Source organism: Streptomyces sindenensis, assembly GCF_014649035.1.
Lineage (GTDB): Bacteria > Actinomycetota > Actinomycetes > Streptomycetales > Streptomycetaceae > Streptomyces > Streptomyces sindenensis.
Genome location: NZ_BMSG01000035.1, coordinates 24,819 through 47,398 on the forward strand (window position 1 = coordinate 24,819; position 22,580 = coordinate 47,398).

Genomic DNA, 22,580 nt, shown 5'->3' on the forward strand with positions numbered 1-22,580 from the left:
CGTTGCGCGTCAGGGGCCGGTTCACAGCTGGCCGACCTCGGTGACCCGGACGACCGCCCGGCCCTCCTCGTCGGACGCCGCGAGGTCCACCTCGGCCTTGATGCCCCAGTCGTGATCGCCCGCCGGGTCGGCGAACGCCTGCCAGACCCGCCACAGCCCGTGCGCCGGGTCCTCCTCGATCTTCAGCAGCTTCGGGCCCCGCGCGTCCGGGCCGGTCCCGATCTCCTCGTGCGCGTCCCAGTACGCGTCCAGGGCCTCGCCCCACGCGTCCTCGTCCCACCCCGAGTCGCCGTCCAGCTCGCCCAGCGCACCGGCCCGGTCCAGCGCGGCCAGCTCCACCCGGCGGAACATCGCGTTGCGCACCAGCACCCGGAAGGCGCGCGGGTTCGCCGTGACCGGCTTGACCTCGTCCGCCTTCTCCTGGGCCTCCTCGGCGGTCTCCACCTCCGGGTTGGCCAGCTGCTCCCACTCGTCCAGCAGACTGGAGTCCACCTGACGCACCATCTCGCCCAGCCAGGAGATCAGGTCCTGGAGGTCCTCCGACTTCACATCGTCCGGGATCGTGTGCTCCAGCGCCTTGTACGCGCTCGCCAGATACCGCAGCACGATGCCCTCGGTCCGGGCCAGCTCGTAGTGCGAGGTGAACTCCGTGAACGTCATGGCCCGCTCGTACATGTCCCGGATCACCGACTTCGGCGACACCGGATGGTCGTTCACCCACGGGTGGCTCGTGCGGTACACGTCGTACGCGTGCCACAGCAGCTCGCTCAGCGGCTTGGGGTACGTGACCTCCTGGAGCCGCTCCATCCGCTCCTCGTACTCGACCCCGTCCGCCTTCATCTGCCCCACGGCCTCGCCGCGCGCCTTGTTCTGCTGGGCGGCCAGGATCTGCCGGGGATCGTCCAGCGTCGACTCGACGACCGAGACCATGTCCAGCGCGTACGACGGGGATTCGGCGTCCAGCAGGTCGAACGCGGCCAGCGCGAACGTGGACAGCGGCTGGTTCAGCGCGAAGTCCTGCTGGAGGTCGACCGTCAGCCGCACGATGCGGCCCTCGGCGTCCGGGGTGTCCAACTGCTCCACCACCCCGCCGTCCAGCAGCGATCGGTAGATGGCGATGGCCCGCCGGATGTGCCGCAGCTGCGCCCGCCGCGGCTCGTGGTTGTCCTCCAGCAGATGCCGCATCGCCTCGAACGCGTTGCCCGGGCGGGCGATGACCGCGAGGAGCATCGTGTGGGTGACCCGGAAGCGCGAGGTCAGCGGCTCCGGCTCGGACTGGATCAGCTTGTCGAACGTCGACTCCGACCAGGCCACGAAGCCCTCCGGGGCCTTCTTGCGGACCACCTTGCGCTTCTTCTTCGGGTCGTCGCCCGCCTTCTTCAGCGCCTTCTCGTTCTCGATGACGTGCTCGGGGGCCTGCGCCACGACGAACCCGGCCGTGTCGAACCCGGCCCGCCCGGCCCGGCCCGCGATCTGGTGGAACTCCCGCGCGCGCAGGGTCCGCACCCGGTTCCCGTCGTACTTCGTGAGCGCCGTGAACAGCACCGTACGGATGGGGACGTTGACGCCGACGCCGAGCGTGTCCGTCCCGCAGATCACCTTCAGCAGCCCCGCCTGGGCCAGCTTCTCCACCAGCCGGCGGTACTTCGGCAGCATCCCCGCGTGGTGCACCCCGATGCCGTGGCGCACGTAACGGGAGAGGTTCTGGCCGAACTTGGTGGTGAAGCGGAAGCTGCCGATCAGATCGGCGATCTTCTCCTTCTCCTCCTTCGTGCACATGTTGATGCTCATCAGCGACTGCGCCCGCTCGACGGCCGCCGCCTGCGTGAAGTGCACGATGTAGACCGGCGACTGCCGGGTGTCCAGCAGCTCGGTGAGCGTCTCGGTGATCGGCGTGAAGCGGTACTCGTAGCTCAGCGGCACCGGGCGGGTCGCCGAGCGCACCACCGAGGTGGGGCGGCCGGTACGGCGGGTCAGGTCCTTCTCGAACATCGCGACGTCGCCGAGCGTCGCCGACATCAGCACGAACTGCGCCTGCGGCAGCTCCAGCAGCGGAATCTGCCAGGCCCAGCCCCGGTCCGGCTCGGCGTAGAAGTGGAACTCGTCCATCACGACCTGGCCGATGTCGGCGTACTTCCCGTCGCGCAGCGCGATGGAGGCCAGCACCTCGGCCGTGCAGCAGATCACCGGGGCGTCCGCGTTGACCGAGGCGTCACCGGTGAGCATGCCGACGTTCTCGGTGCCGAAGAGCTTGCACAGGTCGAAGAACTTCTCCGACACCAACGCCTTGATCGGCGCCGTGTAGAAGGTGACCTTGTCCTGGGCCAGCGCCGTGAAGTGCGCGCCCGCCGCCACCAGGCTCTTGCCCGAGCCGGTCGGAGTGGACAGGATCACGTTCGCCCCGGAGACCACCTCGATCAGCGCCTCCTCCTGAGCCGGGTACATCGTGATGCCCTGGCTCTCGGTCCATGAGGAGAAGGCCTCGAAGAGGGCGTCCGGGTCGGCGGTCTGGGGAAGCTGGTCGATGAGGGTCACGCCCCCATCTTGCCTGTCTTCCGCCCGGATGAGGGAACCGGCGGACGGCACGAAGATCACGGACGGTACGCTGCGGACTCAACCTGCCCGCGCCGCACCGGTGATGGGCGCACGAACCACTGGGGGCGGGAAAAGACCATGATGGGGCCGGCACACTCTCTGTCAGGGGCAGCGGCCTGGCTGGGGGTGGGTGCGGCGGCCGCCGCCGCGGGCCACACGATGCCCTGGCCCGTCCTCGTCGTCGGGGCGCTGATCTGCGCGGGAGCCGCGCTCGCCCCCGACCTCGACCACAAGTCCGCGACCATCTCGCGCGCCTTCGGGCCGGTCTCCAAAGCCCTCTGCGAGATCGTCGACAAGCTCTCCTACGCCGTCTACAAGGCCACCAAGAGCGCAGGGGACCCCCGCAGGACCGGCGGGCACCGCACCCTCACCCACACCTGGCTGTGGGCCGTCCTCATCGGCGGCGGCTGTTCCGTGGCCGCGATCACCGGCGGCCGCTGGGCCGTCCTCGTGATCCTCTTCGTCCACCTCGTGCTCGCCGTCGAGGGCCTGCTGTGGCGGGCCGCCCGCGTCTCCAGCGACGTCCTGGTGTGGCTGCTCGGCGCGACCAGCGCGTGGATCCTCGCGGGCGTCCTGGACAAGCCCGGCCACGGGGCCGACTGGCTCTTCGACGCCCCCGGCCAGGAGTACCTCTGGCTCGGCCTGCCGATCGTGCTGGGTGCCCTCGTCCACGACATCGGCGACGCCCTGACCGTCTCGGGCTGCCCGATCCTGTGGCCCATCCCGATCGGCCGCAAGCGCTGGTACCCGATCGGCCCGCCGAAGGCCATGCGCTTCCGGGCCGGCAGCTGGGTGGAGATGAAGGTGCTGATGCCCGCCTTCATGGTCCTCGGGGGAGTGGGCGGGGCCGCCGCCCTCAACTACATATGACGCACCGGGCGCACGGCGGACGTCCGGCGCGTCCGGCGCTCTTCCGGCGGGCGGCGCGCTCCGCCCCGTAGCACCATGGGCGCATGCTGCTCGCCGAGCTCGCCCAGGTGTCCCTGGAGGTCGCCGCCACCTCCGCCCGCTCCAAGAAGGTGGCGCTCCTCGCCGGACTCTTCCGGGACGCCGGTCCCGAGGACGTCCCCGTCGTCATCCCGTACCTCGCCGGACGGCTGCCCCAGGGCCGGATCGGGGTGGGGTGGCGCTCCCTCGGCGACCCGGTGGAGCCCGCGGCGGAACCCACCCTCACCGTCACCGGCGTCGACGCCGGGCTGACCGCCCTCGCCGCCCTCTCGGGACCCGGCTCCCAGGCCCGGCGCAAGGAACACCTCCGCGCCCTGTTCGCCGCCGCCACCGAGGACGAACAGCGCTTTCTGCGGGCCCTGCTCACCGGCGAGGTGCGCCAGGGGGCCCTGGACGCCCTCGCCGCCGACGCCCTGGCCCGCGCCGCCGACGCCCCGCCCGCCGACGTCCGGCGCGCCGTGATGCTCGCCGGATCGCTCCAGGAGGTCGCCGGGGTCCTCCTCGCGGACGGGCCCGAGGCGCTCGCCGCCTTCCGGCTCACGGCCGGGCGGCCGGTCCAGCCGATGCTGGCGCACACCGCCGCCTCGGTCGGCGAGGCCCTCGACAGACTCGGCGCGTGCGCGGTCGAGGAGAAGCTCGACGGGATCCGGGTGCAGGTCCACCGGGACGGCGACCGGATCCGCGCCTACACCCGGACCCTCGACGACATCACCGACCGGCTGCCCGAACTGACCGCCGCCGTCGCCGAGCTTCCGGCCGGCCGCTTCATCCTGGACGGCGAGGTGATCGCCCTGGGGGAGGGCGGCAGACCCCGGCCCTTCCAGGAGACCGCCTCCCGGGTGGGCTCCCGGCGGGACGTGGCGGAGGCGGCGGCGCAGGTGCCCGTCGTCCCGGTCTTCTTCGACGCGCTGCTCGTCGACGACGAGGACCTGCTCGACCTGCCCTTCACCGACCGCCACGCCGCCCTGGCCCGGCTCCTTCCCGAGCACCTGCGGGTCCGCCGCACCCTCGTCCCCGACGCACAGGACCCGGGGGCCCGCGCGGCGGCGGACGCGTTCCTCGCCGACACCCTCGAACGCGGCCACGAGGGCGTCGTCGTCAAGGACCTGGCCGCCGCCTACAGCGCGGGCCGCCGGGGCGCGTCCTGGCTGAAGGTGAAGCCCGTGCACACCCTGGACCTGGTGGTGCTGGCCGTCGAGTGGGGCAGCGGCCGGCGCACCGGCAAGCTCTCCAACCTGCACCTGGGCGCACGCCGCCCCGACGGTACGTTCGCGATGCTCGGCAAGACCTTCAAGGGGCTCACGGACGCCCTGCTGGAGTGGCAGACCGAGAAGCTGGGCGAGCTGGCCACCGACGACGACGGCCACGTCGTCACCGTACGTCCGGAACTCGTCGTGGAGATCGCCTACGACGGACTCCAGCGCTCCACCCGCTACCCCGCCGGGGTCACCCTCCGCTTCGCCCGCGTCCTGCGCTACCGCGACGACAAGACCGCCCAGGAGGCGGACACCGTGGAGACGGTGCTGTCCCGGCAGCAGTGAGCGCGCCCCCTTGCTGAAGGGGCGCGCTCGTACAGGGCCCGGCGGGTCAGTGCTTGATGACCGTCGCCGCCGTGTGCTCCTTGATCTGCTCGGGCGTCAGATACACGTCCGTGTACTCGAAGTCCCGCAGCGTCGCCGGCTTGCGGGACTGGAACCCGGTCCGTACGAAGTCGTCACCGGCGACCGCGTTCAGCATCCAGTTCGTCATGACCCGGGTCTTCGCCACGTTCGTCCGCAGCGCCGACCAGTGGTAGCCCCGGGCCACCGCCTGCGCGGGCAGCCCGCGCAGCTCGATGCCCAGCGGCTTGGACACGGCGTCCTTGCCGCCGAGGTCCACGACGAGCCCCAGATCCTTGTGCACGTAGTCCTTGAGCGGCTCGTGGCGCACCGAGGCGATCAGATTGTCCGCCAGCACCCGGCCCTGGCGCATCGCGTGCTGCGCGGTGGGCGGGCAGACCGCCCCGTCGCCCTTCGCCAGGTCGGGCACCGCGGCCGCGTCGCCGAGCGAGAACACCCCGTCCGCGCCCGGCAGTTTCATCTGCGGGGTCACGGCGAGCCGGCCGCGCACCGTCTCCGCGCCGAGCGTGGCGACCAGCGGGCTGGCGGCCACCCCGGCGGTCCAGATCAGTGTCCGGCAGGGCAGCACCCGGCCGTCGGTGAACGTGACCTCCTCCGGACCCGCCTCGGCGATCGACACCCCGAGCGACACCTCGATGTTCCGCTTGCGGAGCACCTCCAGCGCGGCCAGGCCGAGCTTGTCACCGAGCTCCGGCATCAGCTTGGGCGCGATGTCGATCAGATGCCACTTGATCAGCCGCGGGTCCAGTCGCGGATAGTGCTTCACCGCGTTGGTCGTCAGACGCTGGAGACAGGCGGCCGTCTCCGTCCCCGCGTAACCGCCGCCGACCACCACGAACTGGAGCCGGGAGGCCCGCTCGGCCTCGTCGTGGCTGGCGTCCGCCAGGTCCAGCTGGGCGATGACGTGATCCCGTACGTACGCGGCCTCGGCCAGCGTCTTCATCCCCCGGGCGTTGTCCAGCAGCCCGGGAATGTCGAAGGTACGGGTGACGCTGCCCGCCGCCAGCACGAGGTAGTCGTACGGCTCGTTCACGATCTCGTCCGTGATCTTCCGGATCACACAGACCTTGGCCTGCGTGTCCACGCCGATCGCCCCGCCCGGCACGATCCTGGTCCGGTGGCGGCGGCTGCGGCGCAGCGACACCGCCACGGACTGCGGCGTGAGCACCCCGGAGGCCACCTGGGGGAGCAGTGGCAGATACAGCTGGTACGAGAACGGCGTGACGAGCGTGATCTGTGCCTCGCCCGGAGCGAGCCTGCGCTCCAGACGGCGTACGCACTCGACGCCTGCGAAGCCGGCGCCGACGACGAGAATCCTTGGTGGTGCCACGATCTGCGTCCCTTCTCGGGCTTGCGTGGTTCTGCGCTCGCCTGCCCCGTTTACCGGGTGATTCACCCCTCATCCTCACCGGAGGCTCCGGCATCCGCCTCCTGACAGGGGTGAAACGGGGGCCGGTCAGAGGGGCGGGGCGGCCGCCAGCTCCCGCAGCCAGTAGGCGCCCTCGGCGTCCCCGGACTCGCCCGGACCACCCGGCGGTACGGGGAACATCCGCCCCCACGAGGCGGCCCGGCCGAGCGCCGCCAGCCGCCATGCCAGGCTCACCGCACGGCGCAGCCCGGCCGCCGTGACGCCCCCGCCGGTCCACGGCTCCAGATAGGCGTCCCGCAGCCGGGGCAGCACCCCGGGGCCCCAGCGCTCACGGGCCGCACGGGCGGGCACCAGCAGGCTGCAGAACGGGTGCCCGACCAGGGCGTCGCCCCAGTCGAAGAAGGCGTACCGCCCGGACACGGGTGCGAACAACTGCTTCTCGTGCAGATCGGCGTGGTCCAGTGAGTCCGCCACCCCCGACGACGCCAATTCCTCGCACCAGTCGGCCACCCGGGGCCGCAGCGCCTTGAGCGTCACCCGGTCCTCCCGCGTCAGCGCGGTGTTCCCCGCGACCAGCCGGTCGAACAGCGCGGGCAGGTCGCGCGGCCGGGCCGCGGGAACCCCCAGCGCCTCGATCGCCTCCGCGTACGGGGTCAGCTCCCGCTGCATCGCGGCGTACTGGCGCAGCGGCTCCTCCCAGTACCGGGGGTCAGGGCCGCCGGGCCGCCCGTCGAGGACCTCCGACAGCACCGGACCGCCGTCCGGGGTCAGCGTCCAGCCCCGTGCCGCCTCGACGGCGAGCGGGGCCAGGACCTGGGCCGGGACCCAGCGCGCCAGCGCCTCGGTGAGCCCCGCCTCGAAGGCCGCGGCGGGCGGAACGGCCTTGAACCACACGGGCGCGGGACCGGCGACGGTCAGCCGCACCAGCACCGACCAGGGACGCAGCCGCACCGCCCGGGGCCCCGTCTCCACCAGCCCGTGAGCGGCGAGGCCCTCGGTCACCCAGGCGACGGCCTCCGCCCGCCAGACCGGGTCCTCCCAGGGCGACACGGCGTCCGGGAAGCGCCCCCGGTCCACGGTCGTGGTCGTATCGGGCCCGGTCGCGGTCTCACCGGCCACGGCGGCCGTGGCCGTGCCGGGTCCGGCCACGGCGTTCGTGGTCGCGTCGGACACGGGATTCTCGTCTCTGTGCATCCGATCATGGGATCACCGGCCCCGACGCGAGCGCACCGCAATTTCCGGGAACACCCGTTCCCGCCCTGCCCGGATCGGTGGCCCTGCCCCCCTCCGGCCCCTGGAGCAGCGGGAGTTCGGCCGCCCGCCCCGTGCGAGGATGCTGCGGTGACCACCTCGCCCTCCTCGCCCGTGGCCGACGACCCTCCCGTGGCCGACGCCCCGCCCCGCGACCAGGGGCTGGGATCCCGTGCCGCCGCGGTCCTCGTGTTCGGGTCATCGGCCGCGGTCCTCGTGGTCGAGATCGTCGCCCTGCGGCTGCTGGCCCCCTACCTCGGTCTCACCCTGGAGACCAGCACGCTGGTGATCGGCATCGCGCTGACCGCCATCGCCCTGGGCTCCTGGCTCGGCGGGCGCATCGCGGACCAGGTCGACCCGCACCGGCTCATCGCCCCCGCCCTCGGGGTGTCGGGCGTGGTCGTCGCGCTCACCCCCCTCCTGCTCCGCACCACCGCCGAGTGGTCTCCCGCGCTGCTCCTGCTGGTCGCCGCGGCGACCCTCCTGGTGCCGGGCGCGCTGCTCTCCGCGGTGACCCCGTTCGTCACGAAGCTGCGACTCACCAGCCTCGCCGAGACCGGGACGGTTGTCGGGCGGTTGTCGGGCGTCGGCACCTTCGGAGCCATCGTCGGCACCGTGCTCACCGGATTCGTCCTGGTCACGCGGCTGCCCGTCAGCTCCATCCTGATCGGCCTCGGCACGCTGCTGGTGCTCGGGGCGGCCCTCGTCGGATGGCGGGCCGGGCGGTGGCGGTGCGCCTCGGCCGTGGCCCTCGCCACCGTCGCCGTCGGCACCCTCGCCACCGGGTTCGCCCCCGGCGGCTGCGACGCGGAGACCCGCTACCACTGCGCCCGGGTCGTCGCGGACCCCGAGCGGGACAGCGGCCGCACACTCGTCCTGGACGGCCTGCGCCACTCCTACGTCGACGTCGAGGACCCGGAGTACCTGAAGTTCGCCTACGTACGCGCCTTCGCGTCCGTGGTCGACACGGCCTTCCCCGAGGGTGAGCCGTTGACCGCCCACCACATCGGGGGCGGCGGTCTCACCTTCCCCCGCTACCTCGCGGCCACCCGCCCCGGAACCCGCAGCCTCGTCTCCGAGATCGACCCCGGGGTCGTCCGCATCGACCACGACCGGCTCGGCCTCGGCACCCCTGCCGCGACCGGCATCGACGTACGCGTGGAGGACGGGCGTCTCGGCCTGCGGCGGCTCGCCGAGGGCAGCCACGACCTGGTCGTCGGCGACGCCTTCGGGGGCGTCAGCGCGCCCTGGCACCTCACGACGTCCCAGGCGCTCAAGGACGTACGCCGGGCGCTCGACGCGGACGGTCTGTACGTCACCAACCTCATCGACCACGGCCGGCTCGCCTTCGCCCGCGCCGAGGTGGCCACCCTCGCCGCGACCTTCCGGCATGTCGCGCTCCTCGGGCGGCCCGCGGACATCGGCCTGGACCCCACGGCTTCGGTCGTCGGCGGCAACATGGTGGTCGTCGCCTCCGCCCGGCCCCTCGACGCCCCCGCCATCCAGGAAGCCATGGACGCCCGGGACGTCGGCTGGAGGATCGCCACCGGCGACACCCTCACCGCCTGGACGGGGAACGCCCGGGTGCTCACCGACGACCACGCGCCCGTCGACCAGCTCCTCCAGCCCCACCCCGTCCCAGCGGCCCGATGACCTCCGGACGGCTCGGTCAGGCCCGACCGGCTGGGTGACATCCAGGACGTCCCGGTGACGCCGAACGGCCCGGTCGCCCCGCCGTTCGGGCGGGCAACCGGGCCGTTCGGACGGCGAGCCTCACCCGTGCCAGGACCGCCACAGCGACGCGTACGCGCCGCCCGCCGCCACCAGCTCGTCATGGCTGCCCAGCTCGCTGATCCGGCCGTCCTCCACGACCGCGATCACATCCGCGTCGTGCGCGGTGTGCAGCCGGTGCGCGATCGCCACCACCGTACGGCCCTCCAACACCCGGGCCAGGGAACGCTCCAGATGGCGCGCGGCCCGCGGGTCCAGCAGCGAGGTCGCCTCGTCCAGCACCAGCGTGTGCGGATCGGCCAGCACCAGCCGGGCCAGCGCGATCTGCTGCGCCTGCGCCGGAGTCAGCGCGAACCCGCCCGAACCGACCTCGGTGTCCAGCCCCTTCTCCAGCGCCCTCGCCCAGCCGTCCGCGTCGACCGCGGCCAGCGACGCCCACAACTCCGCGTCCTTCGCCCCCTCACGGGCCAGGCGCAGATTGTCCCGGAGCGAACCGACGAACACATGGTGCTCCTGGTTGACCAGGGCCACATGCTCACGGACCCGCTCCGCCGTCATCCGCGACAACTCGGCCCCGCCGAGCGTCACCTCACCGGTGCGCGGTGCGTAGATACCCGCCAGCAGCCGGCCCAGCGTCGACTTGCCCGCACCGGACGGGCCGACCAGGGCGAGCCGGGTGCCCGGAGCCACGTCGAGCGACACCTTGTGCAGGACGTCGACGCCCTCCCGGTACCCGAAGCGGACCTCGTCCGCCCGTACGTCCCGGCCGTCGGGGCCGACCTCGGCGTCGCCCGCGTCCGGCTCGATGTCCCGGACGCCGACCAGCCGCGCCAGCGACACCTGGGCGACCTGGAGCTCGTCGTACCAGCGCAGGATCAGACCGATCGGGTCGACCATCATCTGGGCCAGCAGCGCCCCCGTCGTCAGCTGCCCGACCGTCAGCCACCCCTCCAGCACGAACCAGCCGCCGAGCAGCAGGACCGCGCCGAGGATCGTCACGTACGTCGCGTTGATGACGGGGAACAGCACCGAGCGCAGGAACAACGTGTACCGCTCCCACGCGGTCCACTCCTCGATCCGCCGGTCCGACAGCGCCACCCGGCGGTCGCCGAGGCGGTGCGCCTCCACGGTCCGCCCGGCATCCACGGTCTCCGCGAGCATCGCGGCGACGGCGGCGTAACCGGCGGCCTCCGAGCGGTACGCCGAGGGGGCCCGGCGGAAGTACCAGCGGCATCCCACGATCAGCACCGGCAGCGCGATGAGCACGGCCAGCGCCAGCGGGGGAGCGGTCACCGTCAGCGCGCCGAGCAGCAGCCCCGCCCACACGACGCCGATCGCCAGTTGCGGCACGGCCTCGCGCATCGCGTTCGCCAGCCGGTCGATGTCCGTGGTGATCCGGGACAGCAGATCGCCCGTCCCGGCCCGCTCCAGCACACCGGGCGGCAGCCCGACGGACCGGACGAGGAAGTCCTCGCGCAGATCCGCGAGCATCTCCTCGCCCAGCATCGCGCCGCGCAGCCGCATGGAGCGGGTGAACACGACCTGGACGACCAGCGCCACCGCGAAGATCGCGGCCGTACGCTCCAGATGCAGGTCGGTGACCCCGGCCGAGAGGTCCTCGACCAGACCGCCCAGCAGATACGGACCGGTGATCGAGGCGACCACCGCCACCGCGTTGACCGCGATCAGGACGGTGAACGCCCTGCGGTGCCGGCGCAGCAGACTCCGTACGTAACTCCGCACGGTCGTCGGTGTGCCCACGGGCAGCGTCGTCGCCGACTCCGGGGCCGCGGGGTCGTACGCCGGGGGTGCGACGCCGATCATGCCCTCTCCTCGATTTCCTCGATGCTCTTCATGGCGGGGAGGCCGTCGCTCCTGACGGTGGGGACGTCGCCGACGCCGTTCACCGCGTTCGCGGCGGCCGCCTCGTCGTCGGTCTCGCGGGTGACGACCGCCCGGTAGCGCGGTTCGGTGCGCAGCAGGTCGCGGTGGGCCCCCACGGCGACGACCGTGCCCTCGTGGACGAGGACCACCCGGTCGGCGGCGTCGAGCAGCAGCGGTGACGAGGCGAACGCCACCGTCGTACGCCCCTGGCGCAGCTTCGCGATCCCGGCGGCGACCCGTGCCTCGGTGTGCGAGTCGACCGCGGAGGTCGGCTCGTCCAGCACCAGTGCCTCCGGGTCGGTGACCAGGGACCGGGCCAGCGCGAGGCGCTGGCGCTGACCGCCGGACAGGGACCGGCCGCGCTCGGTGATCCGGGTCCGCATCGGGTCCCCGTCGTTGCCGGCGGACGCCTGGGCCAGGGCGCTCAGCACATCGCCGCACTGGGCCGCCTGAAGCGCCGCGTCCGCGGTGACCAGGCCCGAGGACGGGACGTCCAGCAGCTCCCGGAGCGTGCCGGACAGCAGCACCGGGTCCTTGTCCTGGACCAGGACCGCGGCCCGTGCGGCCTCCAGCGGGATCTCGTCCAGGGCGACCCCGCCGAGCAGCACCGACGGAGGCGAGGCGGCAGCCCGGTCGTCCTCCTCGCCGGTCGCCGCGTGCCCGCCGAGCCGTTCGGCCAGCCGGCCCGCCTCGTCCGGGTCGCCGCAGACCACGGCGGTGAACCGCCCGCGCGGGGCCATCAGCCCGGTCGCCGGGTCGTACAGATCACCGGTGGGCGTCACGCCCTCCACCGTGGCCTCCTGCGCACTGCGGTGCAGCGACAGCACCCGCACCGCACGCTGGGCGGACGGCCGCGAGAAGGAGTACGCCATGGCGATCTCCTCGAAGTGGCGAAGAGGGAACAGCATCAGGGTGGCCGCGCTGTAGACCGTAACGAGCTGGCCGACGTCGATGCGGCCGTCCCGGGCGAGGGTCGCCCCGTACCAGACCAGGGAGATCAGCAGGATTCCCGGCAGCAGCACCTGCACCGCCGAGATCAGCGCCCACATCCGGGCCGAGCGCACGGCCGCGCGGCGGACCTCCTGCGAGGCGCGGCGGTAGCGGCCGAGGAACAGCTCCTCGCCGCCGATGCCGCGCAGCACCCGCAGCCCGGCGACGGTGTCCGAGGCCAGCTCGGTGGCCTTGCCCGCCTTCTCGCGCTGCTCGTCGGCGCGGCGGGTGGCGCGGGGCAGCAACGGCAGCACGGCCAGGGCCAGCACCGGCATGGCGAGCGCCACCATCAGTCCGAGGGACGGCAGGTAGAAGGCCAGGCCGACGCAGATCACCACGAGGGCGGTGGCCGCGGCGGCGAACCGGGAGAGCGCCTCCACGAACCAGCCGATCTTCTCCACGTCACCGGTCGACACGGCCACGACCTCACCGGCCGCGACCCGGCGGGTCAGCGCGGAACCCAGCTCGGCGGTCTTGCGGGCGAGCAGCTGCTGGACCCGCGCGGCGGCGGTGATCCAGTTGGTCACGGCGGTCCGGTGGAGCATGGTGTCGCCGACGGCGATCAGCACGCCGAGGGCCACGATGAGGCCGCCCGCCAGGGCGAGCCGACCACCGGAGCGGTCGATGACGGCCTGCACGGCGAGCCCGACGGTGACCGGCAGACCGGCGATGCCGAGCTGGTGCAGCAGTCCCCAGGAGAGGGACTTCAGCTGCCCGCCGAGCTGATTGCGCCCGAGCCAGAACAGGAAGCGAGGGCCCGAACGGACATCGGGGTCGCCGGGATCCGAATACGGAAGGTCGCGAATCTGCATGACGTCCCAGGGCTCGTGAAACGGAGATCCGGACGGACCTCGAAGACGGGGTGACGTGCAAGGCTCCCTGTTCGTCCCGTTCCGGGGCAACCGGTTTTTCCGGTCGCCCCGCCCTGCGGGGTCCCGGGCCCAGCAGGGCCGGGACCCCGGAGACGTCACTCCGCGGGCTTCTCCGAGTCCATGCCGGACCGGGCCTTCCTCCACTCGCCCCGGGTGAAGTCCGGGATCGGCAGGGGCACGCCCCTGGCCTTGACGGACAGATGACTCAGCGGCACGGGAGCCGTCCAGACCGCCGCGTCGTACACGTCGAAGTCGGGCACCAGACCGAGCCGCATGCACTGCATCAGGCGGAACACCATGATGTAGTCCATCCCGCCGTGGCCGCCCGGCGGATTGGCGTGCTCCTTCCACAGCCAGTGGTCCCACTCGGCGTACTTCGTGAAGTCGTCCCACTGGTGGTTCGTGTTCGTGGGCTCCAGATAGATCCGCGCCGGGTAGTCCTCGAACACGCCCCGGGTCCCGCCGAGGCTGTTGATCCGCGAGTACGGGTGCGGCGACGACACGTCGTGCTCCAGCCGGATCACCCGGCCCTTGGCGGTCTGCACGAGGCTGATCGTCCGGTCGGCCCCGATGTAGGACTCCTTCCACCTCGGGTCGTCCGGCTCCATGTGCTCCTCGCGGTACGCGGCGAGCCCCAGGGCGGTGGTGCCGACACTGCTGATGCTGACGACCCGGTCGCCCCGGTTGACGTCCATGTAGTTGGCGACCGGACCGAACCCGTGGTTGGGGTAGAGGTCACCGCGCAGCCGGGTGTGCCACAGCCGCCGCCACGGACCCTCGTAGTAGTCGGGGTCGAACATCAGCTCACGCAGATCGTGGTTGTAGGCCCCCGCGCCGTGCTGCAACTCGCCGAAGAGACCCGCGTGCGCCATCCGCAGCACCCGCATCTCGTTCTTGCCGTAACAACAGTTCTCCAGCTGCATGCAGTGCCGCCGGGTGCGCTCGGAGAGATCCACGAGCTGCCACAGCTCCTCCAGGCGCATCGCGATCGGGCACTCCACCCCGACGTGCTTGCCGTTGAGCATCGCCGTCTTCGCCATCGGGAAGTGCAGCTCCCACGGCGTCGCCACGTAGACGAAGTCGATGTCCCCGCGCTTGCAGAGGTTCTCGTAGTCGTGCTCGTCCTTGGCGTAGATCGCGGGTGCGGGCTGACCGGCGGCCGTCACCTTCTTGGCGGCCTTCTCCGCCTTGTCCCGGACCGGGTCGCACACCGCCTTGACCTGGACGCCCGGGAGGGCGAGGAAGAGGCCGATCATGCTGGCGCCGCGGTTGCCGAGGCCGATGATGCCGACCCGGACCGTGGAGCGCCGCTCGAAGGGCACGCCCGCCATGGTGCGGCCCTGCCAGGGAGGGGCGGCGGCCACGGCTTCCGCGGCGGCGACGGCGTCGGGGGCACCCCGCCCGGCCGCCGACGCGGTGCCCGCGCCCAGTGCCCCGAGGCCGAGCCCGGCCCCGGCCACGCCCGCCGTGGTCCACAGCACCGAACGGCGGCTGGGATCCTGCCGGTTCACCTCGTCGGCCGCGCCGCTGCGCGGGGGGATGTCCTGCGGTTCCGGTGCGGGCCGGGCGTCGTCGTTCATCGAGCCTCCAGGTGGGGTTTGGGGGTTCTGACGGTGCGCGAGCGCGCCCGGTCCCGCCGTACGGATACGGGCGGGCGGGACCGGGGCTCGGTAAGGACCCTGGAGGGTGAGGCTGATGGTGCGCAAGGGAAGTATTTGGACTCCTGTCCTCAAACCTTGGACTTTTCTCATGGCACGCCGAAGCCCCGACTGGTGCAACCAATCGGGGCCTTCAAACGCTCATCTGTGCAGGCCAGGCGGGGGCGTTGACGCCACTGTCACCGACTCACGGGAGAGTCGGGCGGGTGGCGTGTTCCAGTTCGATCAGCGCCGAGCGGTACGGATGCCCGGTGGCGCGTTCCATGCCGATCTCGCACATCCGGTTCGCCGACAGATAGGCGTCGTAGGGCCGACGGCCGACCTCGGCCGCCTCCCTGGCCGTCGCCGAATCGGTCAACTCCTTGTGCAGCATGCCCCGGTCGCCCGCGAAGGCGCAGCACCCCACGTCGTCCGGGACCACGACCTCCGCCGCGCAGGCCTCGGCCAGCGCCCGCAACTGCCCGACATCACCCAGATGTTCCATCGAGCAGGTCGGATGCAGGACCGCCGAGCCGGCCGTCCGGAACACCGTCAGACGCGGCAGCAGCTCCTCGGCCGCCCACACCAGCGAGTCCACGACGGTCAGTTCGCGGTGGAGCGCCCGGTTGACCTCGGTGAGGCAGGGCACCACCTCCTCGGCGATACCGAGCGTGCACGAGGACGCGTCCACGACCAGCGGCAGCGTCCCGCCCGCGGTCCAGCCCCAGGCGGCCTCCACGATCCGGTTCGCCATGATCCTGTTGCCCGCGTCGTACCCCTTGGAGTGCCAGATCGTCGCGCAGCACGTCCCTGTGACGTCGTCGGGGATCCACACCGGCTTTCCGGCCCGCCCGGACAGGGCGACCACCGCCTCGGCCAGCGAGAGTCGGGGCCCCGCGTCGCCGTCGTCCGGCCCGGCGAAGATGCGGTTGACACAGGCCGGGTAGTACACCGCGCTCGCCCCGACGCGTGCCGTGTCCGGCAGCCGCCGGGCCGCCGGACCGGGGATCTGCGGCAGCCACTCCGGTACGAGATCGGGGCGCACGGCCTTGCGGGCGAGCCGTGTCACGGCCTGCAACGGAGCGTCCCCCACCCGGTCCCCGACGGCGTCGGCCGCCGCCACGGCCAGCCGCGCCGAGGCCTCCACCGCCCGGAAGTTCTTCGCGGTGAGGGCAGCGATCCGCTCCTCGCGCGGGGTGTGCCGGCGGTGCCGGAAGCCCTTCATCATCGCCCCGGTGTCGATGCCGACCGGGCAGGCGAGTTTGCAGGTGGAATCCCCGGCGCAGGTGTCCACGGCGTCATAGCCGTACGCGTCCAGCAGGCCGGACTCCACCGGTGAGCCATCGGTCTGCCGCATCATCTCCCGTCGCAGCACGATCCGCTGGCGCGGGGTGGTCGTCAGATCCTCACTGGGACAGGTCGGTTCGCAGAAGCCGCACTCGATGCACGGGTCGGCGACCGCCTCCACCTTCGGAATGGTCTTCAGACCCCGCAGATGGGCCCGCGGATCCCGGTCCAGCACGATGCGCGGGGCGAGCACCCCCGCCGGGTCGATGACCTGCTTGGTCCGCCACATCAGCTCGGTGGCGCGCGGACCCCACTCGCGCTCCAGGAACGGCGCGATGTTGCGTCCGGTGGCGTGCTCCGCCTTGAGGGACCCGTCGAACCGGTCCACCACCAGCGCGCAGAACTCCTGCATGAACGCGTCGTACCGGGCCACGTCCGCCGGCTTCGCCGCGTCGAACGCGAGGAGGAAGTGCAGATTGCCGTGTGCCGCGTGGCCCGCCACGGCGGCGTCGAAGCCGTGGCGGGACTGGAGCTCCAGCAGCGCGGCGCAGGCGTCCGCCAGCCGGGCGGGCGGCACCGCGAAGTCCTCCGTGATCAGGGTGGTGCCGGAGGGCCGGGAACCGCCGACGGCGGTCACGAACGCCTTGCGGGCCTTCCAGTACCCGGCGATCGTCCCGGCGTCCCGGGTGAACGCGTTGGTCACGGACGCCGCCGGACGGACCAGGTCCAGCCCGGCCACGACCGCGTCCGCCGCCCGCTCGAACGCCGCCAGGCCCGCCTCGTCGGCCGCCCGGAACTCCACCAGGAGCGCGGTCGTCTCCCGGGGCAGCGCCGTCCAGTCCGCCGGAACGCCCGGCACGCTGACGGAGGCGCGCAGGGTGTTGCCGTCCATCAGCTCCACGGCGATCGCCCCGGCCTCGTTGAACCGGGGCACGGCGGCCGCGGCGGCGGTGAGGGAGGGGAAGAACAGCAGGGCGCTGGAGACCCGCCGGTCCAGCGGCAGTGTGTCGAAGACGACCTCGGAGATGAAGCCGAACGTCCCCTCGGAGCCGACCATCAGCCCCCGCAGGATCTGTACCGGCGTCGCCCCGTCGAGGAAGGCGTCCAGGCGATAACCGTTGGTGTTCTTGATCGTGTACTTGGCGCGGATCCGGGCGGTCAGCTCCGCGTCCGCCTCGATCTCCGCCTTCAGCTCCAGCAGCCCCGCGCACATCGCCGGTTCCGCGTGGGCCAGCTCCTCGTCGGCGGTGGGGTCCGCGGTGTCGACGACGGTGCCGCTCGGCAGGACGAAGGTGAGCGAGGCGAGCGTGCGGTAGGAGTTGCGGGTGGTGCCCGCCGTCATGCCCGAGGCGTTGTTGGCGACGACCCCGCCGAGGGTGCAGGCGATGGCGCTGGCCGGGTCGGGGCCGAGCAGCCTGCCGTACCGGGCGAGGGAGGCGTTGGCCCGCATGACGGTGGTGCCCGGCAGGATCCGGGCCCGCGCCCCGCCGTCCAGCACCTCGACGCCGGTCCAGTGACGGCGTACGTCGACGAGGATGTCCTCGCCCTGCGCCTGGCCGTTGAGGCTGGTGCCCGCGGCCCGGAACACCACGGAACGGCCCTTGCCATGGGCGTACGACAGGATCGCGGACACGTCGTCGAGGTCCTCGGGGACCAGCACGACCCGGGGGAGGAAGCGGTAGGGGCTGGCGTCGGAGGCGTACCGCACGAGGTCGGAGATCTTCCACAGCACCTTGTCCGCGCCGAGCAGCGCGGTCAGCTCGCTCCGCAGCGGCTCCGGGGTGCCGCCCGCGCTGCCGTCGGTCACCCGGTCGGGGGCGGCTTTCCGCGCCGTTCCGGGACGCAGGGCTTCCGGGTCGGGCTCCAGCAGCGGCATGTGTCGGCCTTCCCCTCGGCTCGGCGCTCAGCGGTGGCACGCGGCAACGCCGCTCAGCAGTGGCGCTCCGGCATTCCGTCGACCAGAGCGGACAGCAGCTCACCGAACACCTCGCGCTGATCGGCGGTCAATGGAGCCAGGATCTCCTCTGCGGCGGCCCGGCGCGCGCTGCGCAGGGACCGCAGTGTGGCGCGCCCCTGGTCGGTGATCTCGATGCGGACCACCCGGCGGCTGTCGGGATCCGGGGCGCGGCGCACCCGGCCGCTCGCCTCCAGGGCGTCGACCAGCGTGGTCACGGCGCGCGGGACGACGTCGAGCCGTCGGGCCAGATCCGCCATCCGGGGGGCCGCGTCGTAACTCGCGACCGTCCGCAACAGCCGGAACTGGGCCGGAGTGATGTCCATCGGATCCAGCTGGCGGCGCTGGATCCGGTGCAGCCGGCGGGTGAGCCGCAGCAGTTGCTCGGCGAGCAAGCCGTCCCGCGAGTCCGGCGAGTCCGGCGAGTCCCGCGCGTCAGGGGAGTCGGAGGGGTGGGAGGGATGTGAGGGGTCAGAGGGGTCGGGGGAATCCGGGGCGTCCATACGGGAACAATACCAGGACCTGGTTCATTGTGAGTACAGGTAACAATGAGCTAGGCTCTCACTGTGCGGAGCCGGGACTGCCCGGCTCCGCCTCACGCCCGACGAAGGAGCCCATGAAACCCGACGAACCCACGTGGACGCCCCCGCCCGATGCCCGCACCGACGCCGACCGGCCGCCCGCCGAGGTGCGCCGCATCCTCCGCCTCTTCCGTCCCTACCGCGGCCGCCTGGCCGTCGTCGGCCTGCTGGTCGGCGCGTCCTCCCTGGTCGGGGTCGCCTCGCCGTTCCTGCTGCGCGAGATCCTCGACACCGCCATCCCGCAGGGACGCACGGGCCTGCTGACCCTGCTGGCGCTCGGCATGATCCTCACCGCCGTGATGACCAGCGTTTTCGGCGTGCTCCAGACCCTCATCTCGACCACAGTCGGCCAGCGTGTCATGCACGACCTGCGCACCGCCGTCTACACGCAGCTCCAGCGGATGCCGCTCGCCTTCTTCACCCGGACCCGCACGGGCGAGGTCCAGTCCCGCATCGCCAACGACATCGGCGGCATGCAGGCGACGGTCACCTCCACCGCGACCTCCCTGGTCTCCAACCTCACGGCCGTCATCGCGACCGTCGTCGCCATGCTCGCCCTCGACTGGCGGCTCACCGTCGTCTCGCTGCTCCTGCTGCCGGTCTTCGTCGCGATCAGCCGCCGCGTCGGCCGGGAACGCAAGAAGATCACCACCCAGCGCCAGAAACAGATGGCCGCGATGGCCGCCACGGTCACCGAGTCCCTCTCGGTCAGCGGCATCCTCCTCGGTCGCACGATGGGCCGCTCCGACTCCCTCGCCCAGGGCTTCGCGGAGGAGTCCGAGCGCCTGGTCGACCTGGAAGTGCGCTCCAACATGGCCGGCCGCTGGCGGATGTCCGTGATCGGCATCGTGATGGCCGCCATGCCCGCCGTCATCTACTGGGCGGCCGGACTCACCTTCGCGTCCGGAGCCGCCGCCGTCTCCATCGGCACGCTCGTCGCCTTCGTCACGCTCCAGCAGGGGCTGTTCCGCCCTGCGGTGAGCCTGCTCTCCACGGGCGTCCAGATGCAGACCTCTCTCGCCCTCTTCCAGCGCATCTTCGAATACCTCGACCTCACGGTGGACATCACCGAACCGGAGAATCCGGTCCGCCTGGAGAAGATCCGCGGCGAGATCGCCTTCGAGAACGTCGACTTCAGCTACGACGCGACGAACGGCCCGACGCTGACCGGTATCGACGTGACCGTCCCCGCGGGCCACAGCCTCGCGGTCGTCGGATCCACCGGTTCGGGCAAGTCCACCCTCAGCTACCTGGTGCCCCGGCTGTACGACGTCACCGGCGGCCGGGTCACGCTCGACGGCACCGACGTCCGCGACCTGGACTTCGACACCCTGGCCCGGGCCGTCGGCGTCGTCTCCCAGGAGACATACCTCTTCCACGCCTCGGTCGCCGACAACCTGCGCTTCGCCAAGCCGGCGGCCACCGACGAGGAGATCGAGGCCGCGGCCCGCGCCGCGCAGATCCACGACCACATCGCCTCCTTGCCCGACGGCTACGACACCATGGTCGGCGAGCGCGGCTACCGCTTCTCGGGCGGCGAGAAGCAGCGGCTCGCCATCGCCCGCACGATCCTGCGCGACCCTCCGGTGCTGATCCTCGACGAGGCGACCAGCGCGCTCGACACCCGTACGGAACAGGCCGTGCAGGAGGCGATCGACGCCCTGTCCGCCGGACGGACCACGCTCACCATCGCGCACCGGCTCTCCACCGTCCGCGACGCGGACCAGATCGTCGTCCTGGAGGACGGCCGGATCGCCGAGCGCGGCACGCACGAGGAACTGCTCGCACGCGACGGCCGCTACGCCGCCCTGATCCGCCGCGACTCCCACCCGGCCCCGGTCCCCGCCCCCTGACGTCACCGGCGTGCCGGGCATACGGCATGATCGCCGCGCATGAGAGCTCTCCTCGGGGTGGAACTTCCCGGCTACCGCACAGTCGACACCGGCACCTGGCTGAACGACCACGGTGATGTGCTGTCGCTGCACTTCTTCGACCTGCCGCCGGACCTGCCGGCCGCGCTGGACGACGGCCCGGCCCTGCGCCACGGGCTGACCCACTTCACCGCACGGGCGGGCGGCGGACTCATCGAGGCATCGGTGAAGCGCCTGGGCGAGCTGCCCGCCCTGCGGCAGATACTCAAACTGCCGCTGCCGAACCAGCCCAGCGGCCAGGCGTTCATCGGCAGCTTCACGGTGCCGCGCGCCGGATGCAGCACCGTGGTGAAGATCCAGGCGGCGGAGCGCGGCATGACGGGCATGCGGGAAGCCGTGGTGATGGCCAAGCTCGGGCCCGACCAGTACTTCCGGCCGCACCCCTACGCCCCCGAGGTCCGGGGCGGGCTGCCCTTCCACGCGGCGGACCACGCTCAGTGGGACACGGAGTTCCCGGACCACCCGCTCACCCGGGTCCGCCGGACGCTCGACACCCTTACGGCGGCGGTGACGGTGGCGCCCGAGTTCGCCGCGCTGCCGCCCTTCACGGGACCGGCCGCGTCGGCCGGCTGAGCCGACCGGCTCCGTACACGCGGCACACACGGCGGCGCCGCCGCTCCCGTGGGACGGGGAGCGACGGCGCCGGGCGGAGCAATGGTCAGACGAGCCAACCCACGAAGTGGACGACGCCGGCAAGCAGGTTGGTCAGGAAGTTCATCTGGTCTTTCTCCTTGTACGTGGTGCATCTGTGGGACTGCGCAGTAGCGGTCTGCAGCCCGTTGACTGCGCTCTGCAATCATCACGCCCCGGACGAGTGAAGAGCAACGAATCCCCTGACGATCACGCGTTCCAGCGAACACCCGATCCCTTGTTCGTGTGTTCCGGCTACGGGTGTTTGGTCCGCTGCCGTACGGCGTTCGTGTCGCCGGTGCCGACGCCGTGGTCGGGCTACCGGCCGTGGCTCGCACCCCGGGTTAACGTGCGCGCATGGTGAACGAGTCCCCGGACGCCCGCCCCCGTCGCAGACTCCGCCCGACCCGCCGCGGAAAGATCGTTCTGGCCGTCGGCGCGCTGCTCGTCGTGTCGGCCGCGGTCCTGATCCCGCTGTCCCTGACCGGATCGGACGAGCCGCCGAAGAAGCGGGAGAGCCCGCAGAGCACGCTGATGATCCCCGAAGGCCGTCGCGTCTCGCAGGTGTACGAAGCGGTCGACAAGGCGCTCGACCTGAAGCCCGGCAGCACGCTGAAGGCCGCGTCGACGGTGGACCTGAAGCTGCCCGCCCAGGCCGAGGGCAACCCCGAGGGATATCTCTTCCCGGCCACGTATCCGATCGACGACACGACCGAGCCCGCGGGCCTGCTGCGCTACATGGCCGACACCGCCCGCAAGCACTTCGCCGCGGACCATGTCACGGCGGGGGCCCAGCGCAACAACGTCTCCGTCTACGACACGGTCACGATCGCCAGCATCGTCCAGGCCGAGGCCGACACCCCGGCCGACATGGGCAAGGTCGCCCGGGTCGTCTACAACCGGCTGCTCAAGGACATGCCGCTGCAGATGGACTCCACCATCAACTACGCCCTGAAGCGCTCCACCCTGGACACGACGACCGCCGACACCCAGCTGGACAGCCCGTACAACAGCTACCGGACCAAGGGCCTGCCGCCGACGCCCATCGGCAATCCGGGGGAGGAGGCGCTGCGCGCGGCCATCAGGCCCACCCCCGGCCCCTGGCTCTACTTCGTCACGGTCGGCCCCGGCGACACCCGGTTCACCGACAGCTACGACGAGCAGCAGCGGAACGTCGAGGAGTTCAACCGCAGCCGAGGCTCCGCCACGACGGGCTGACCGGCTCCGCCGCGACGGCCTGACCGAACCTGGCGACGGAGGAAAGGCCGCGCGAGGGCGGCGGGGTGAGGAAGGGGGCCAGG

14 protein-coding genes are annotated in these 22,580 nt (G+C 72.2%); 6 read left to right on the top strand and 8 right to left on the bottom strand.

The window, feature by feature from the left end; all coding sequences use genetic code 11:
* Positions 1 to 21: 21 nt before the first annotated feature.
* Positions 22 to 2,535: a DEAD/DEAH box helicase gene (locus IE145_RS28215; protein WP_189528263.1), complete on the bottom strand. Its 2,514-nt coding sequence runs from the start codon at positions 2,533 to 2,535 to the stop codon at positions 22 to 24.
* 138 nt (positions 2,536 to 2,673) lie between these two features.
* Here IE145_RS28215 and IE145_RS28220 point away from each other — a divergent pair, with 138 nt between their 5' ends.
* Positions 2,674 to 3,465 carry a metal-dependent hydrolase gene (locus IE145_RS28220; RefSeq protein WP_093810416.1) on the top strand — a complete coding sequence of 264 codons (792 nt, stop codon included), beginning with the start codon at positions 2,674 to 2,676 and terminating at the stop codon, positions 3,463 to 3,465.
* An 83-nt stretch (positions 3,466 to 3,548) separates the two neighbouring features.
* Positions 3,549 to 5,084 carry an ATP-dependent DNA ligase gene (locus IE145_RS28225; protein WP_189528264.1) on the top strand — a complete coding sequence of 512 codons (1,536 nt, stop codon included), beginning with the start codon at positions 3,549 to 3,551 and terminating at the stop codon, positions 5,082 to 5,084.
* Between the two features lie 46 nt (positions 5,085 to 5,130).
* On the opposite strand, the gene IE145_RS28230 is transcribed toward IE145_RS28225, so the two are convergent.
* Complete coding sequence (locus tag IE145_RS28230; RefSeq protein WP_097876852.1) at positions 5,131 to 6,492, bottom strand: NAD(P)/FAD-dependent oxidoreductase; 1,362 nt, start codon at positions 6,490 to 6,492, stop codon at positions 5,131 to 5,133.
* A 126-nt stretch (positions 6,493 to 6,618) separates the two neighbouring features.
* Positions 6,619 to 7,650: a phosphotransferase gene (locus IE145_RS28235; protein WP_189528293.1), complete on the bottom strand. Its 1,032-nt coding sequence runs from the start codon at positions 7,648 to 7,650 to the stop codon at positions 6,619 to 6,621.
* Between the two features lie 222 nt (positions 7,651 to 7,872).
* Between IE145_RS28235 and IE145_RS28240 the strand changes: the two genes are divergently transcribed.
* Positions 7,873 to 9,435, top strand: coding sequence for a fused MFS/spermidine synthase (locus tag IE145_RS28240; protein ID WP_189528265.1), 1,563 nt, complete (start codon positions 7,873 to 7,875; stop codon positions 9,433 to 9,435).
* 120 nt (positions 9,436 to 9,555) lie between these two features.
* Here the strand turns inward: IE145_RS28240 and IE145_RS28245 are convergent, their stop codons facing one another.
* The 5 genes from IE145_RS28245 to IE145_RS28265 form a co-directional block, all read right to left on the bottom strand.
* Complete coding sequence (locus IE145_RS28245) at positions 9,556 to 11,337, bottom strand: ABC transporter ATP-binding protein (RefSeq protein WP_189528266.1); 1,782 nt, start codon at positions 11,335 to 11,337, stop codon at positions 9,556 to 9,558.
* Entirely contained in the window at positions 11,334 to 13,199 is a 1,866-nt protein-coding gene (locus tag IE145_RS28250; RefSeq protein ID WP_189528267.1) for an ABC transporter transmembrane domain-containing protein, read from the bottom strand. Before IE145_RS28250 ends, IE145_RS28245 begins: the two co-directional genes overlap by 4 nt.
* A 155-nt stretch (positions 13,200 to 13,354) precedes the next feature.
* Positions 13,355 to 14,839: a Gfo/Idh/MocA family protein gene (locus IE145_RS28255; protein WP_189528268.1), complete on the bottom strand. Its 1,485-nt coding sequence runs from the start codon at positions 14,837 to 14,839 to the stop codon at positions 13,355 to 13,357.
* 265 nt (positions 14,840 to 15,104) lie between these two features.
* Positions 15,105 to 18,059, bottom strand: a complete 2,955-nt coding sequence (locus tag IE145_RS28260) for an FAD-binding and (Fe-S)-binding domain-containing protein (RefSeq protein ID WP_189528269.1) — start codon at positions 18,057 to 18,059, stop codon at positions 15,105 to 15,107.
* Positions 18,060 to 18,112: 53 nt separating this feature from the next.
* Positions 18,113 to 18,640 (bottom strand): MarR family winged helix-turn-helix transcriptional regulator, encoded by a 528-nt coding sequence (locus tag IE145_RS28265; RefSeq protein WP_189528270.1) that lies wholly within the window; start codon positions 18,638 to 18,640, stop codon positions 18,113 to 18,115.
* A 113-nt stretch (positions 18,641 to 18,753) separates the two neighbouring features.
* Here IE145_RS28265 and IE145_RS28270 point away from each other — a divergent pair, with 113 nt between their 5' ends.
* The 3 genes from IE145_RS28270 to mltG all read left to right on the top strand — a co-directional run bounded on the left by IE145_RS28270 (position 18,754) and on the right by mltG (position 22,497).
* The gene (locus IE145_RS28270; protein ID WP_189528271.1) at positions 18,754 to 20,571 is read left to right on the top strand and encodes an ABC transporter ATP-binding protein; all 1,818 of its coding nucleotides are present in this window, start codon (positions 18,754 to 18,756) and stop codon (positions 20,569 to 20,571) included.
* A gap of 39 nt (positions 20,572 to 20,610) precedes the next feature.
* A complete protein-coding gene (locus IE145_RS28275) occupies positions 20,611 to 21,222 on the top strand; it encodes a hypothetical protein (protein WP_189528272.1) in 612 nt (203 codons plus the stop codon).
* A gap of 414 nt (positions 21,223 to 21,636) precedes the next feature.
* Entirely contained in the window at positions 21,637 to 22,497 is an 861-nt protein-coding gene (gene mltG / locus IE145_RS28280; RefSeq protein WP_189528273.1) for an endolytic transglycosylase MltG, read from the top strand.
* The last annotated feature ends 83 nt before the right edge of the window (positions 22,498 to 22,580 follow it).